Annotated in this window: 16 protein-coding genes; 8 read left to right on the top strand and 8 right to left on the bottom strand. The window is 58.3% G+C overall.

The annotated features are described in order from the left end of the window. Positions 1-72 precede the first annotated feature (72 nt). On the top strand, positions 73-1,062 hold the full coding sequence (locus BAR1_RS09745) for a TRAP transporter small permease subunit (RefSeq protein ID WP_118942844.1): 990 nt from the start codon (positions 73-75) through the stop codon (positions 1,060-1,062). An 18-nt stretch (positions 1,063-1,080) separates the two neighbouring features. Next, positions 1,081-3,435 carry a TRAP transporter large permease gene (locus BAR1_RS09740; protein WP_118942843.1) on the top strand — a complete coding sequence of 785 codons (2,355 nt, stop codon included), beginning with the start codon at positions 1,081-1,083 and terminating at the stop codon, positions 3,433-3,435. 228 nt (positions 3,436-3,663) lie between these two features. On the opposite strand, the gene BAR1_RS09735 is transcribed toward BAR1_RS09740, so the two are convergent. From BAR1_RS09735 to BAR1_RS09725, 3 genes are all read right to left on the bottom strand, one after another. Beyond that, on the bottom strand, positions 3,664-4,497 hold the full coding sequence (locus BAR1_RS09735) for an arginyltransferase (RefSeq protein ID WP_118942842.1): 834 nt from the start codon (positions 4,495-4,497) through the stop codon (positions 3,664-3,666). Positions 4,498-4,618: 121 nt separating this feature from the next. Further along, a complete protein-coding gene (locus BAR1_RS09730; protein WP_118942841.1) occupies positions 4,619-5,014 on the bottom strand; it encodes a DUF2852 domain-containing protein in 396 nt (131 codons plus the stop codon). Between the two features lie 118 nt (positions 5,015-5,132). Beyond that, a complete protein-coding gene (locus tag BAR1_RS09725; protein ID WP_118942840.1) occupies positions 5,133-5,603 on the bottom strand; it encodes a YbaK/EbsC family protein in 471 nt (156 codons plus the stop codon). Between the two features lie 71 nt (positions 5,604-5,674). Here BAR1_RS09725 and BAR1_RS09720 point away from each other — a divergent pair, with 71 nt between their 5' ends. From BAR1_RS09720 to BAR1_RS09695, 6 genes are all read left to right on the top strand, one after another. Then, complete coding sequence (locus tag BAR1_RS09720) at positions 5,675-6,049, top strand: nuclear transport factor 2 family protein (protein ID WP_118942839.1); 375 nt, start codon at positions 5,675-5,677, stop codon at positions 6,047-6,049. A 31-nt stretch (positions 6,050-6,080) separates the two neighbouring features. Beyond that, positions 6,081-8,870 carry a [protein-PII] uridylyltransferase family protein gene (locus BAR1_RS09715; RefSeq protein WP_118944421.1) on the top strand — a complete coding sequence of 930 codons (2,790 nt, stop codon included), beginning with the start codon at positions 6,081-6,083 and terminating at the stop codon, positions 8,868-8,870. A 23-nt stretch (positions 8,871-8,893) separates the two neighbouring features. Then, on the top strand, positions 8,894-9,163 hold the full coding sequence (locus tag BAR1_RS09710) for a hypothetical protein (protein ID WP_118942838.1): 270 nt from the start codon (positions 8,894-8,896) through the stop codon (positions 9,161-9,163). 44 nt (positions 9,164-9,207) lie between these two features. Then, on the top strand, positions 9,208-10,422 hold the full coding sequence (locus tag BAR1_RS09705) for an RSP_2647 family RNA methyltransferase (protein WP_118942837.1): 1,215 nt from the start codon (positions 9,208-9,210) through the stop codon (positions 10,420-10,422). Further along, positions 10,422-10,964, top strand: a complete 543-nt coding sequence (locus BAR1_RS09700) for an RSP_2648 family PIN domain-containing protein (protein WP_118942836.1) — start codon at positions 10,422-10,424, stop codon at positions 10,962-10,964. Before BAR1_RS09705 ends, BAR1_RS09700 begins: the two co-directional genes overlap by 1 nt. Before the next feature lie 219 nt (positions 10,965-11,183). Continuing rightward, positions 11,184-11,768 carry a rhodanese-like domain-containing protein gene (locus BAR1_RS09695; protein ID WP_162891736.1) on the top strand — a complete coding sequence of 195 codons (585 nt, stop codon included), beginning with the start codon at positions 11,184-11,186 and terminating at the stop codon, positions 11,766-11,768. A gap of 180 nt (positions 11,769-11,948) precedes the next feature. Here the strand turns inward: BAR1_RS09695 and BAR1_RS09690 are convergent, their stop codons facing one another. The 5 genes from BAR1_RS09690 to BAR1_RS09670 all read right to left on the bottom strand — a co-directional run bounded on the left by BAR1_RS09690 (position 11,949) and on the right by BAR1_RS09670 (position 15,395). Further along, positions 11,949-12,632: a M48 family metallopeptidase gene (locus BAR1_RS09690; protein ID WP_118942834.1), complete on the bottom strand. Its 684-nt coding sequence runs from the start codon at positions 12,630-12,632 to the stop codon at positions 11,949-11,951. Between the two features lie 82 nt (positions 12,633-12,714). Further along, complete coding sequence (locus tag BAR1_RS09685) at positions 12,715-13,302, bottom strand: DedA family protein (protein ID WP_118942833.1); 588 nt, start codon at positions 13,300-13,302, stop codon at positions 12,715-12,717. Beyond that, a complete protein-coding gene (locus tag BAR1_RS09680; protein ID WP_118942832.1) occupies positions 13,299-13,643 on the bottom strand; it encodes a hypothetical protein in 345 nt (114 codons plus the stop codon). Before BAR1_RS09680 ends, BAR1_RS09685 begins: the two co-directional genes overlap by 4 nt. Positions 13,644-13,655: 12 nt before the next feature. Further along, the gene (locus BAR1_RS09675) at positions 13,656-14,117 is read right to left on the bottom strand and encodes a DUF411 domain-containing protein (protein ID WP_118942831.1); all 462 of its coding nucleotides are present in this window, start codon (positions 14,115-14,117) and stop codon (positions 13,656-13,658) included. A gap of 93 nt (positions 14,118-14,210) precedes the next feature. Beyond that, positions 14,211-15,395 (bottom strand): vWA domain-containing protein, encoded by a 1,185-nt coding sequence (locus tag BAR1_RS09670; RefSeq protein WP_118942830.1) that lies wholly within the window; start codon positions 15,393-15,395, stop codon positions 14,211-14,213. Positions 15,396-15,398 lie beyond the last annotated feature (3 nt).

Genomic DNA, 15,398 nt, shown 5'->3' with positions numbered 1-15,398 from the left:
CGCAAGGGGGCGGGTAATCCTGTAGGTTGCCGTATCCGGTGGCCCGTGTTGGATTTCTGGGGACCAATTCTTATGAACGATGATATCGCCTGCTCGGGCTTTTTCAGCGCATCCGTCGAGGATACCATATCCTGTCTGGATAAATTCGAAACCTCGGGGCCGATTCAGTGGTTCTTTGGCAATATACTCGAATCCTTTTACAACTTCGGTTATGCGATCACGCATCCCTCCCTGTGGCTAAGCTGGCTTAACGGGTTTGACGGGGCCGAGGACAAGCAGGCGCTGATGCGCTTTGTCTATTACGGCGGCTCGCAAGAATTCTTCTTTGTGATCTTCACGGCTTTCCTGATGATGACGGCATACGGCATCTGGCGAAACAGTTTCATGTGGGGCGTGGTGCGCACCCTGGAAGGGTTTGCCAACACCGTCGGGCGTTTCTTTGCCTGGGCCGGTCTGCTGATGGTGCTGCAACAGATTGTCATCGTCTTTATGCAGCGGATTTTTACCGCTGCCGAAATCACACTGGCCTTTGGCGCCCCGCTGACCAAGGACGTCAGCTGGTGGGCCGAGAGCCTGAAGTTTGAAAACGCATTGATCGTTGCGCTCTGTGCCACCTACACCTTTGTGCAAGGCGGGCATGTGCGGGTGGATCTGGTCTATTCCAAGGTCAAATTCCGCACCAAACGCGCGATTGATATGTTCGGATCATTGTTTTTCATGATGCCCACGGCGGTGCTGGTCTGGATGTATGGCTGGTATTTCATGTGGCGTAACCTGATCAACCCGCCGGTTTCGGCCTCGGACACGCTGGAGCGGTTGATGCTGAAATCCCGCGCGGTGCGCTGGAGCGTCGAGACCATCGGCTTTTCGCCCAATGGGTTCAACGGCTATTTCCTGTTCAAAATTCTGCTGATTTCCTATTCGGCAATGGTATTCCTGCAGGCGATCGCCTTTTTCTACCGTTCCTATCTGGAGCGCAAGGAGGGGCCGGAATCCGAGGGTAAATATCTGGATAAAGACAGTCTTGGCGAAGGCGAAGAAGCCTACGAAGGCACACATTAACATACTGGGGTAGAGACTATGTTATTCGGACTTGATGGCGTCGAGATTGGCCTGATCATCATCTTTCTGTCCCTGTTTGGCGGAATCCTTTCCGGTTTTCCGGTGGCCTTTGCCATTGGCGGCTCGGCTGTTATTTCCTTTGCGATCATTGCGGGGCTGGACAGCGCCGGTTTGCTGATCCATCAGGCGATTGACACGTCGAGCGATGCCTATAATGCGCTGCTGTCGTCGGGAATACACGCCGACAAGATATCGGTGTTCCGAAACCCCGACCTGCCTAGGATTGCCCAGCCTGTGTTCGAGCGTGGCTGGGAACACGCGATGAACACCAATATCAGTTTCATTGTGAACCGGATGAACGAACGGGTTCTGGCGGGGGCGTCGATTGAAACGCTGCTGGCGGTGCTGATGTTCGTGCTGATGGGGATCACGCTGGAACGCTCGAAAATCGCCAATGACCTGCTGACCACAATGGCCCGCGTGTTTGGCCCGCTGCCCGGCGGTCTGGCCGTTTCGGTTGTGGTTGTGGGCGCGTTTCTGGCGGCTTCCACGGGGATTGTCGGCGCCACCGTGGTGACGATGGGCCTGCTGTCCCTGCCCACCATGTTGCGGCACAACTATTCACCGGAACTGGCAACAGGGGTGATCGCGGCCTCGGGCACATTGGGGCAGATCATTCCACCCTCGATCGTGATCGTGCTACTGGGCACATTGGCGGGCGACCTTTATTCCGCCGCACAGGAACAGCGCGCACAATTGGTCGGCTGTTCCGATGCGCTGACCTATCTGGGCGAGGCGGCAGTGGTTTCGGTCGGCACGCTGTTTCAGGCAGCAATCCTGCCGGGGATTATGCTGGCCTTCCTCTATGGTCTATATGCCTTTGGCTATGCACTGGTGAAGCCGGACAAGGCACCGCCCGTGCCCGCCATGGAAGGCAAGGGTGAAAAGATCGGTCGCAACGGTGCGCTGACATGGTTCCTGCTGGCACCTGCGGTTCTGATCGGCGGCATGTTCGTGATGGGCAGTTTCGGTGTGGTCGGATCACAAGCGATTTTGGTCGACAGCTATTCCGATGCAACCGAATCCACATCCCTGCGCACAAATGTTTCCGAGCAATGTCAGGCTGCGATTATTGAATTGCACGGGCAGGAAAAATGGGATGCGGCTGTGGCCCAGCAAGCGGCGATTGACGCGGCAGGCGGGGCACAAGAGAGCCACAAACTGACCGCGGAAGAACTGGTTGCGGCAACGGATGCAAAGGTTGCGGCGGCAGCGCCGATCGGCTCGGGCATTGCCATCTTCTTTACCTTCATGGCGCTGATCCTTGTGTTTGCCCGTGGCATCGCACCTTCGGCCGACCCGCGCCCGATCCTGATCGGGCTGGCCGGTGTTGCGCTGGCGTTCATTGCAGATATTGCGCTGATCACACCCTTAAGCACACCGGGGATGACCACGACCTACCTGCTTATCCCCGCGTTGCTGACGTTCCATGGCGTTTACCATGCGGCAATCCGGTTGGGTAAAAACGAACTGCTGGCTGTGGTGTTCCCGCCGCTGGTGCTGATCATCGCGGTGCTTGGCTCGATTCTGGGCGGCATCACCAACCCGACACCGGCGGCAGCGCTGGGGGCGGGCGGGGCCATTCTGCTGGCGGCCTATCGCAAACTGCAGGACGAAGGCGGCACGGGACGGATTATCCTGATGGCGACATTCGCGATCGTCGTGATGATCCTTGTCGGGGTTAACTTTGATCTGCGGATGAACCGCAGCGACGTGCCATTCGAGGATATTCTGGCCTTTATCATTGCCAAAGGCGCCTATCTGTTCGCGATGTTCGGCATCCTTTTCGGTTGTGTCGTGCTGTATCGCGGCGCGGTCCTAACACCGATTGTGCGTGAAACAGCCAAGGTGACCAGCATGGTGTTCACCATCCTGATCGGCTCGCAATTGCTGAACCTTGTGGTGATTTCATTCGGTGGCGAGGAATATATTCAGGACTTCCTGAAAAGTTTCGACAGCGAAATGAAGGTGTTCCTGATCGTGATGGTCGTGCTGTTCTTCCTTGGCTTTGTGCTGGATTTCCTTGAAATCATCTACATCGTGATCCCGATCGTCGGGCCGGTGATTTACGGTGGCACGTTTGATCCGAAATGGGTGACGATCATGATTGCGGTGAACCTGCAAACTTCGTTCCTGACCCCGCCGTTCGGCTTTGCGCTGTTCTACTTGCGCGGGGTGGCACCGCCCAGCGTGACCACCGGCCACATCTACCGCGGTATCATTCCCTTCGTGTTGATCCAGGTGGTCGGGCTGGCGTTGTTATGGAGCTTCCCCAGCGTGGTTACCATTCTGCCGAACCTGTTTGCGAACTAGGGATTTACAGGACAATATGATGAAAAAGGCCTGCCGGTTTGGCGGGCCTTTTTGTTGGGAAATCATGTGAAAACAGGGGCAGAGGTTTATGGGTAATGCTTTGTAATATTGGTGAAAAATCTCTGTTGTGATAGAACTACTAAACCGGTTTAGTGGAACGGTTTTCGCAGGCGATTGCTGCCCGTCAAAGCGGCATTCCCGCCTGTAAGGCAAAGCAGTTAAATGCGTTCAGCCTTTCTGTGTTGGCAGAATATCCGGCAGGGTGATTTTCGCCACCTGCTCGGCAATTGGATCAACCGACAACGGGTGCGTATCTGCATCGAAACTGTCCGGATCCTCAAGCGGTTCCCAATCCCCGTTGCGGTAAATCTCCAGCGCCTTGAACCCGGCCTTATAGGCCATCTTGGGGCTGCCCGGCACCCAGTAGCCCAGATAGACATAGGGCAGGCCGGCACTGCGGGCGATGTCGATATGATCCAGGATCAGATAGGTGCCAAGGCTGTTTTTGGTTAGCTCAGGCTCGAAAAACGAATAAACCATGCTGACCCCGTCATCGAACACATCGGTCAGACAGACAGCCGCCAGATCGCGGGTGCCGTCGTCAGAGGGGGTAGTATATTCGATCACCCGGCTTTTGATCGGCGTTTCCTCGATCATTGCGGCAAATTCGAAAATGTCCATATCGGCCATGCCGCCATCGGCGTGGCGGTGTTCCAGATATCGGCGAAACAGATTGTATTGATCCTCGGTCGCCCAGGGGGACATGGCGTTACGCTGTAATTCGGCGTTCTTTTTCAAAACACGGCGCTGGCTGCGGGTCGGGGCGAAATCGGCCACCCTTATGCGGGCGGAAAAACAGGCGGAACAATCGGCGCAAGACGGGCGATACAGCACATTTTGCGACCGCCGGAACCCCTGTTTGGACAGCGCATCGTTCAGTTTTGTGGCAAATTCCCCTTGCAGGGCCGTGAACAATTTGCGTTCCATCCGCCCTTCCAGATAGGGGCAGGGCTGGGGGGCAGTCACGTAAAACTGCGGGGCTATGGGAAGGCTGTGGCGCATCTGGTTAATACGGGTCCGAAGTTTTTATTCAAATTCAAGATAACAACGGCGGGGCTTTGCGCCAACCCCTTTTGCAAAACGCGGTTAAGGCGGCCCCGATGGGGGGCCGCTTTGGTCGTGTTCAGGCGTCGACAGGCTCGTCTGCTTCTTTGGCCTTGCGGGCGCGCTCGTTCATAAAGTCGTCAAATTCCGACTTGTCTTTGGCCTCGCGCAACCGTTCAAGGAAGGCCTCGAAATTGCCCTGCTCTTCTTCCAGACGGCGCAGGGTGTCGGCCTTGTAGGCGTCAAACGCCGAGTTGCCCGAGGATTGATAGGCGTGGTGGCGTTCCATGCGGCGGCGGGAATGACGGCAAGAACCTTTGAACATGCGTTTGCTCCAGATCATATAAAACAGAAGGGCGAGGCCAACAGGCCAAAAGAAGATAAATCCAAGGACCATGGCGATGATCCATGCGGGTTTGCCGCGCTCATCCAGCCATGTTTCGGCCTGTGATGGCCATGTTGCGACAGTGCTCATTTGGGTCTCCGATTGTTAGGGTTTCGGGTTTGATGTGAATGTCTTTCACATTACCAAGATTGGCATTTGTGGCGCCTCTTGCAAGGGTAAATGTAAAAGCTTTTTACATAAATTTGGATTAAGACGTAAAATCAATGGTTTGTGCGCTTGAAATTCGCTGCAAATCGGCTGGATTTATCGGGAAAACATGACGCGGGGTGCCTGCTGCTGCCCAAACGGTGTCAAATTCCAGCAGTTTAGGGTCGAAAAAGGCACGGATCGGCGACAGATGCCCGACAGGGGACACCCCACCAATGGCAAAGCCGGTCTGGCTGCGGATCAGACCCGCGTCAGCCTTGCCTAATGGCTCGCCTGCAACAGAACTGGCCGTGTCAGCGCACACCTGATTGCCGCCAGCGGTGATGAACAAAACCGCTTCATTGGTGGTTTCCCCGCGAAAGATGATGGATTTGGCGATCTGGTCCAGTGCACAGCCCACCGCATCTGCCGCCGCTTGCGCGGTGCGGGCACCCTCGCTCATCTCAACGGGGGTGGCATCTATTCCCGCCGCATCCAGTGCGCGGATCACACGTTTCAGGCTTTTGCTCATTTTTCATCTCTCCTGTTTGCGTGGTCCAGTATTGGTGTAACAAAGGTCAAGCGCAAGAGGAGGCGAAAGGGATGCAAAAATATGAACTGGATACGTTTCTAACGCTGGAGCAAACCGTGTGGCAAGCGCTGGTCACGGGGGATGGGAATGCGGACTCGCGTATGTTGGAAGACGGGTTTCTGGGAGTCTATGCCACGGGGTTCTCGAACAAGGCGGGGCATGTCGGGCAATTGGATGCCGGCCCGACAGTGACCGAATACGCGCTGGATGACGCGCGATTGCTGATTTTGGGCGAAGGTGTTGTGTTGCTGGCTTACCGTGCCGTGTTCAGGCGCGTTGGTCGTGAGGTGCCTGAAGTGATGTATGTCTCCTCGGTATGGCGGGAAACGGGGCAGGGGTGGAGAAATATCTTTAGTCAGGACACTGCAGTGGAACTGTCTGGTTGACCCTATGTCGCCTGCGCCCCATCCTTGCCGCATGAATTTCGCATCCCTCATAACCCGCACCCCGATTCCCCATAATCCAGACCGTGGCGCGGAGGTGGCGGCGCGGTTTGCCGATGCGCCAGAGCCGATACAAAACCTGATCAAAGGGGCCGCCGGATGCAGCCCGTATCTGTCCGTAATCATGGTCAAACAAGCCGACTGGCTGACCGGGGCCTTTGACGATCAGCAGGCGGCGCTAACCGCGCTTTATCAGGCTTGTAAAGACGCCCCGCTTGACCAGTTGAAATCCCTGTTGCGTCAAGCGAAGTCCCGTATCGCTGCCCTGACCGCATTGGCCGATCTGGGCGGGGTATGGGCGTTGGAGCAGGTCACCGGCACCATGACGGACTTTGCCGATCTGGCGGTGGATGTGTCGCTAAAGGCGCTGGTGGCGGCAGAGATCAAGCGCGGCAAACTGCCCGGCATGGGGCCGGATGACGTGGCCACAGCGGGCGGCATGGTGGTGCTGGCGATGGGCAAGATGGGGGCGGGCGAGTTGAACTATTCCTCGGACATCGACCTGATCTGCCTGTTTGACGAAACCCGCTATTCGGACGATGACTACCATGATGCCCGCGCCGCATTCATCCGCGTGACCCGCAAGATGAGCGCGCTTTTGTCCGACATCACCGGCGAAGGTTACGTTTTTCGCACCGATCTGCGCCTGCGCCCCGATCCGTCCGTCACCCCCGTTTGCCTGTCGATGGACGCCGCGATGCGCTATTACGAAAGCCTTGGCCGCACTTGGGAACGCGCAGCCCATATCAAGGCCCGCCCCTGCGCCGGTGACCTGATGGCGGGGCAGGCGTATCTGAAAAACCTGTCGCCCTTCATCTGGCGCAAACATCTGGATTTTGCCGCCATCCAAGACGCCCATGACATGCGCCTGCGTATCCGCGAACACAAAGGGTTGGGTGGGCCGATCACGCTGGAAGGCCACAACATGAAGCTGGGGCGCGGCGGTATCCGCGAGATTGAATTCTTCACCCAGACCCGCCAGATCATCGCCGGCGGGCGCGATCCCGACCTGCGCAGCCGTGAAACGGTGCCGGCCTTGCGGGCGCTGGCGACCAAGGGCTGGGTCGAACCGGATGTGGCCGAATTGCTGGTCAAACGCTACCGCAGCCACCGCGAGGTCGAACACCGCCTGCAGATGGTGAACGATGCGCAAACCCATGACCTGCCCAAATCGGCCGATGAATTCGACCGGCTGGCGCAATTCATGGGCATCCGTGACACTGACAAACTACGCGCCCGCCTGATGTCGGAACTGACCGAGGTGCATGAATTGACCGAAGGCTTCTTTGCCCCCACCGTCATGCGCCCCGAACCCGCGCCCGATCTGCCGGACGGGGCCGGGGAAATCATGGCCCGCTGGTCCAGCTATCCGGCCCTGCGTTCGGCCCGCGCGGTGGAAATATTCGAGCGCTTGCGCCCCGATCTGCTGGCACGGTTGCAAAAGGCCGCCAATCCGGCCGAGGCTTTGGCACAGTTCGACGGTTTCCTGTCCGGTCTGCCCGCCGGTGTGCAACTGTTTTCTTTGTTCGAGGCAAATCCGCAACTGATCGACCTGATCATCGACATTTGCACCACCACGCCCGCGCTGGCCCGCCACCTGTCGCGCAATTCGCAGGTGCTGGATGCGGTACTGGGCGGGTCATTTTTTGAACCCTGGCCCGGTGCGGCGGCGTTGGAACAGGAACTGGCGACGAAACTGGCCACTGTGGATGATTACGAAGGCAAGCTGGACACGGCACGACGCTGGAAAAAGGAATGGCATTTTCGCATTGGTGTGCATCACCTGCGCGGTCTGATAGATGCGCAAGAGGCGGGGCAGCAATATGCCGATCTGGCTGGGGCCAGTGTGGCGGCGTTGTGGCACCCCGTGGTGGGCCATTTCGCCGAAAAGCACGGCACGCCGCCGGGCAGGGGGGCGATGGTGCTGGGCATGGGGTCGCTGGGGGCGGGGCGGTTGAATGCCACCTCGGATCTGGATTTGATCGTGATCTATGACGCGGGCGGGGTCGAAGCCTCGGACGGGCGCCGCCCGCTACAGGCGCGGCCCTATTATGCGCGGCTGACGCAGGCTTTGGTGACCGCCCTGTCCGCCCCGATGGCCGAGGGGCGGTTATACGAGGTCGACATGCGCCTGCGCCCGTCAGGACGGCAGGGACCGGTGGCGACATCGTTGCAATCCTTCATGACCTACCAGCAGGACGAGGCATGGACATGGGAACATCTGGCCCTGACCCGCGCCCGATCTGTGGCGGGGAACGGGGCGCTGGGGGAGGAAATCGAGACGTTTCGCGCGGCCCTTCTGGCCGACAAGGGCAAACTGCCCCGCGTCTTGCCCGATGTGGCCGATATGCGTGCCCGTCTGGCCGAGGCAAAACCCGCCCGTGATGAATGGGAGGCCAAGCTGGGGCCGGGCCGGATGCAGGACATCGAACTGGTGGCGGAAACGGCCGCCCTGCTGGCAGGCGACACAGCCCGCGATGTTGCGGGGCAACTGGCGGCGGGGAAACGCATTGGCTGGCTGACCGGCGAGCAGCGACAGGCCTTGCAGCAGGCCTATGATATGCTGTGGCGGCTTCGCGGCACCGCGAAATTGCTAAGCGAACAGGCGCTGGATATGGAGGGCCTGGGCGAAGGGGCGCGGGCCTTTGTTTTGCGCGAACTGGGGGCGGACAGTGTGCAGGCCGCGGCCAAAGCGCTTGATACTGTCGTTGCGGCGTCCCATATGGTCGTGGATGAATTGTTGCCTGTGAAGGTGCAGGATTAATCTGGGCGTAACAGGAAACGCGAATGAGTATGACCGAACTGGACCCGCGCGGTTTGATCCGCGAAAGCTACCGGATCGAGGGGATAAGCGGCCCTGAATGTCGCTCGATCTTTCTGGATTGGGCGCTGGGGGCTGTGGCGGGGGCTGATCTGAAAGTGCAGATTGCGGCGCTGTTGGCACATTACAGCGACGCATTTCCAGATCATCCGATGACGCAGGTTTTGCGCGAAGGGCTGGCCGATGCCGCCCCTGGAAAACGACGCGGCGGGCGCAAGGCACGGCTGGAGCGCTGAAAATAACCCTATCGCCCGCCAGAAATGTTTTATAACAGGGGGCCATGACACAAACAGCCGCCACACCCGCCGCCACTCTCGCAGTCGTCCGCCTGAAACCCAAAGCCGAAGCTCGCGCCATCCGCCACGGCTTCCCCTGGGTGTTCATTGATGAAATTGTCACCGACCGGCGCACCAAGGCGCTAAAGGCCGGCACATTGGCGCGGCTGGAAGACCATGATCGCCGCCCGCTGGGGCTGGTGGCAGTGAATATGGCGTCCAAGATCGCCTGCCGGATGCTGGACCGCAACCCCGATGCCGTGATCGATGTGGACTGGTTCAAAGCACGGGTTGAACGGGCGCTGGCCCATCGCGCCCGCCTGTATGACGCGCCGTTCTATCGCCTGATCCATGCGGAATCCGACGGGCTGCCCGGTGTGGTGATCGACCGTTTCGGCGATGCCGCCGTGATCCAGCCCAACGCGGCATGGGCCGAAGTGCATCTGGACATGCTGGCCGAGGCCGTGGCCGATGTCACCGGCGTTTCCACCATCGTGAAAAATGCCACCGGCCGGTCGCGTGCGCTGGAGGGGCTGAACGAGGAAACCCTGCTGTTGCGCGGCACGCTGGACGGGCCGATCCCTGTGCCGATGAATGGCGCGACCTATATGGCGGACCTGCTGGGCGGCCAGAAAACCGGTCTGTTTTATGATCAGCGCCCGAACCATGCCTTTGCGCAACGCCTGTGCAAAGACGCCCGCGTGCTGGATGTATTTTCCCATGTTGGCGGGTTTTCTCTGGCGGCTTTGGCCGGTGGGGCGGCCCATGCGCTGGCAGTTGACAGCTCGGCCCCTGCGCTGGAACTGGCCAAAGCCGGTGCCGAGGCCATGGGGCAGGCGTCACGTTTTGACACGCGCAAGGGCGATGCCTTTGCGGTGATGGAAGATCTGGCCAAGGAAGGGGCGCTGTTTGACGTGGTGATCTGTGATCCCCCCGCCTTTGCACCTGCCAAACCGGCCTTGCATGCGGGTTTGCGCGCCTATGAACGGGTGGCGCGGCTGGCGGCGCCTCTGGTGGCCGAAGGCGGTTATCTGGGCCTGTGTTCCTGTTCGCACGCGGCGGATTTGAACGCGTTTCGCAATTCCTCGGCCCGCGGGATTGGCCGTGGCGGGCGGCGCGGGATGCAGATTTATTCCGGCGGGGCGGGGGCGGATCACCCCTTGCTGCCGCAACTGGCGCAAAGCGGTTATCTTAAGGCGCTGATTTTCCGGCTGGACTGATGCGGGTATTGATCGACGCCTGTGTGCTCTACCCTACCGTGATGCGCGAGGTGCTGATGGGGGTGGCGCGGCGTGGGTTGTTCACCCCGCTTTGGTCGGCGCGGATACTGGAAGAATGGGCGCGGGCAGCAGCACGGATCGGCGACGGGCAGGAAGATGTTGCGCGCGGCGAGATTGCCTTGTTGCGCGCCGGATGGCTGGATGCTGAAATCAGCTATCCGGATGAACTCGAAGCCAGTTTGCATCTGCCTGATCCAAACGACACCCACGTTCTGGCCGCCGCCATCGCAGGCAAGGCGGATGTTTTGCTAACCATGAACCTGAAAGATTTCCCCACCCGCAGCCTGACCGGCCACGGGGTGATCCGCCGTGATCCGGATGGATTGTTGCGGGAAATGCTCATTGAAAATCCTGATGTTGTGGGGGATGTGGCCGAAAAAGTGCGCCAGACAGCCGAACGTTTGTCGGGGCAGAATTGGGACATGCGCAAGCTGATGAAAAAGGCGCGGTTGCCGCGGTTGGGCAAGGCGCTGGTGGCTTGAATCTGCCGATTTTGAATAGGTAAGGATTTTCCTACTATTCAAAATGCGGGGCAATCTGTTAACCTTTTGCTATTCAATGACGAAGACTCGGCAATTTTCGCCGAATACGACCAAGACGAAATCCGGAAAAATAAAACACTGCCTGTCGGAGGCAATATTACACCTGACTCTGCGCCTGATTTTTCGCGCGGGAAAACATATTTTTTACTGGAGAGTGAAATGTTTATTTCAAAACAAACCCTGTTTGCCGCAGTTGTGGCATTATCGACCCTTCCGTTTCTGGCCCAAGCCGCAGATGTCCCTGCCAAAAAACAAACCGAGCTTGGCCTTTATGTTACGGCCGTCGAGGCCGCTGACATGTTGCAAGACCCCGATGTCGTGCTGGTGGATGTGCGCAGCCGCGTCGAAGTGGCCTTTGTTGGCATCCCGAAACGGGCCAATGTGAATATCCCTTTCAAAATCATGCCCGGCTTTGCCGAGTTCAATCCGGAAAAAGGCACCTATGCGATGGTGCCCAACCCTGACTTTGCCAGAGTGTTCGAGGAGTATGCACAGGAAAACGGCATGACCCGCGACAGCAAAGTGATCCTGATCTGCCGCTCCGGCGGGCGCAGTGCGCGGGCGGCGAATGTGTTGGCCGGTATGGGTTATACCAACGTCTATTCATTGGTGGACGGGTTCGAGGGGGACAAGGCATCCGACGGCCCGCAGCGTGGGCAGCGGGTGGTGAATGGCTGGAAAAATGCCGGTCTGGAATGGAGCTACAAGCTGTCGGAAATGCAGGTTTACCCTGAGGATCGGTAGGGTGGAAAGCTGTGCGGATTTCCGTGTTTTTCTTTTCGGGGAATGCTGAAAACAACGACTAAGGCTCTGTAAAACAACGGTTAAATTTTGATTCAACAGAACCATTAAACCGGTTTAATGGTTCTGTTTTGCAAGCGTTTTGGTAAATGCCTCTTTCAGAATTAACGGGGCAGGGCTTTTCTAGCGTTTCCAGCGCGTTTCCATGGCTTCGATCGCCTTGATCCGCTCGTCAGTTTTCGGGTGGCTCAGCAACCAGGCGGGCGCGCTGCCACCATTTGATTTGGTCAGCGCGTCCAGTTTGCGAAACAGGGTTTTCTGTGCCTCGGTGCCGATCCCCGATTTCGTCAGCAGGGCCGAGGCATAGGCGTCGGCCTCATACTCATCGGAGCGTGACAGGCGGGCGGCCAGCAGGGTGGTCAGGAAATTGGCGATATAGACACCAAGGCCGGGGATAAAGCGGGTAAACACCATGATCATCGCGGTGCGCAGAGCATTCTGGCCCGAGAAATCAATCATCCGGCGGCGCGAATGGCCAAGGGCGACATGGCCCAGTTCATGTGCAATCACGCTGGCCATTTCCGGCCCAGTGACTTCGCCTGCGCGGTATTTGTCATAAAATCCACGGGTGATAAAGATGCGCCCGTCGGGGGCCGCCAACCCGTTCACGGGATCGATTTCATAGATGTTCACACGAATGCGGGGCAGGTCCAGTGCCTGTGCCATCTTGTCAGTCAGTTTTTTCAGGTTCAGATCGGCCAGTTCGGTGGATTTTGCATCCAGTTCGCGCGACGTGCGCCAGACCGAAAAGCGGTACATGACAAGCGCGTATAGGATGGCGATCAGGATCGGGGTCAGGCGAAGCATAGGGAATATATGGCGACGGTAGGGGGCAGTGGCAAGGGCGGATGCCTGCGGCGCAGGTATTTGGGGCAAGAAGAAGGAGGGGTCAGGATTTGCGGGGCTGTTTCATGGCATGGCGCAGTCCGATGCCAAGACCGATGGTAACGACTAATGCAGCAAGGAAACCGCTGGCGTTGCCCAGAATGTCGGCAACTTCGGTGATCCGGTCGGCAAACAGATAGCCCAGGCTGACATATAGGATGACCCAGACGGCTTCGCCCAAAGCCCCCCACAGGGTGAAACCGGCCCAGTTGTATCCGGTCGCGCCGCCGCCGAAATTGACATAGGGGCCAAGCGGGGAAAACAGCCAGCGCGACAGGAAAACGCCGGGGCCGCCGTAACGTGTGGTCAGGCTGTTGGCCTTGCTCAGCAGGGCCTTGCGTTTGGGCGCGCGGGCCAGCCATGTGCCGGCTTTGCGGCCTATCTGGAATCCGGTCTGATCCCCCGCCACAGCCCCCAGATAGGCGGACGAAACGGCGGTGGTCAGGCCAAGGTCGCCACTGGCGACAAAGCCGCCGCCGGCCAGCATCATCAAGGACGAGGGCATGGGGATGGCAAGGCAGCTAAGGAAGGTGGTGGCAAACAGCATGATTGCGCCGTAATCCGCGACAAGAGACAGCAGCAGGTCACTCATTCGGCGGCCTTGCGGGTTTTGATCGTGTCCAGTCTGGATTGCAGTTCCTGAAGGGTAATTCCCTGATCTTTCAGCAGGTTTTTAAGGTGGATACGGGAAACGCTGGATGGATCAATGCCCAGCACCTGTTCCAGTTCATCCGCTGTCAAATCATAGGAATAGGCCAGATAACGCGGTGTCATCCAGCCCTCGAGCGGCTGGTTTTGGTGGGTGGGATTGCTGAAATAGAGCGTGACAACCACCAGCCGGACGGCAAACATCAGGGTTGCCGCCGCCGCCAGAATAAAAGCCAGCAACAGCAGCTTGTGGTTTTGCCACAGGAGGTTGAGCCGGTTTAACAAGGGGCCGAAAACCTATTCTCCAGCTTGATAAAAGGGGACCGGACTTTGGGCTGAATCTTTGTAAAAGGCATATACCGTGTATTTAGCGTCTGCATCATAGCCCATTCCGAGAGAGCCTGTCGGCATTCCAGGGGTAGATATACCGCGAATGTCTGGTTGTTCCTGCAATAGCTTGTTCAGCGCCTGCACCGGAACGTGACCTTCCAGAATATAGTCCCCCAGAACTGCCGTGTGACACCCCTCCAACTGTTCGGGGACGCCCGCCTGCCGTTTGAGCAGTGACAAATCCTCGAGGTTGACGATTTTGACCTGATAGCCAATTTTCTCCATTTCCTGCGCCCATGCGGTGCAGCAGCCGCAGGATGGGTTCTTGAATACCGTCATCAGATGGTTGTCGGCCACGACGGGCAGTGCGGAAAACCCCACTCCCAGACCAAGAATTGCAGCAAGAAATCGGGGACGAAAGGCTTTCATAGGTTCTCTCCTGTGGACAATATACCGGGCAAGGTTACGCAGGCATTGTACAATAGGCAATGGAGATAACCCGATCGTGTGGTGGGGGCAGGATCACCGCCCCAGCGTTTTCATGCCGCGGGTGATGCCTTCAAGCGTCATCGGCACCATCCGGTCCTCGAAAATCTCGCGGATCATCGCGATAGAGTGGGTATATTGCCAATGTTCCTGCGGCAGCGGATTGATCCACAGGTTGTCGGGCCATTGTTCGCGGGCGCGACGCAGCCAAGTTTCGCCGGTTTCCTCGTTCCAGTGTTCATTCGCGCCACCACGATAAGCGATTTCATAGGGCGACATCGAGGCATCGCCAACAAAGATGCATTTATAGTCCGGCCCGTAGGTGCGCAGCACTTCCCATGTCGGGATCTGGTGGTTCCAGCGGCGCGCATTGTCTTTCCACACGCCTTCGTACAGGCAGTTATGGAAGTAATAATATTCCATATGCTTGAATTCGGCGCGGGCGGCGGAAAACAGTTCCTCGACGATTTTGATATGCGGGTCCATCGAGCCGCCGACATCCAGAAACAGCAGGATTTTCACCGCGTTGCGCCGTTCGGGGCGGGTTTTGACATCCAGATAGCCGTGTTCGGCGGTGGCGCGGATGGTGCCGTCCAGATCCAGTTCTTCATGCGCGCCGTCACGGGCCCAGTTGCGCAGGCGTTTCAGGGCGACCTTGATGTTGCGGGTGCCCAGTTCCACGCTGTCGTCAAGGTTCCTGAAATCGCGCCGGTCCCAGACCTTGACGGCCCGCTGGTGGCGCGAGCGGTCCTGCCCGATGCGCACGCCTTCGGGGTTGTAGCCATAGGCACCAAAAGGCGAGGTGCCGGCGGTGCCGATCCATTTGCTGCCGCCCTGATGGCGTTTTTCCTGCTCTTTCAGGCGTTCCTTCAGGGTTTCCATCAGCTTGTCAAAGCCGCCAAGGGCTTCGATCTCGGCCATTTCCTCCGCGCTGAGGTGCTTCTCGGCCATTTTCTCCAGCCAGTCGGCAGGAATATCGACCGCGTTCAGAACATCGTCAAAGCTGATATGCTCCAGCCCCTCGAACGTGGCGGCAAAGGCGCGATCGAACCTGTCCAGATGGCGTTCGTCTTTGACCATGGCGGTGCGGGCAAGGTAATAGAAGCCTTCGACATCATAGGTGACAAGGCCGCGTTTCATACCCTCAAGGAAGGCCAGAAATTCGCGCATGCTGACCGGCACATCGGCGCTGCGCAGGTTTTCAAAGAAACGCAGGAACATGGG

This window comes from Profundibacter amoris (assembly GCF_003544895.1).
Classification (GTDB): Bacteria; Pseudomonadota; Alphaproteobacteria; order Rhodobacterales; family Rhodobacteraceae; genus Profundibacter; species Profundibacter amoris.
This window is presented reverse-complemented; position numbering and strand designations above follow the sequence as displayed.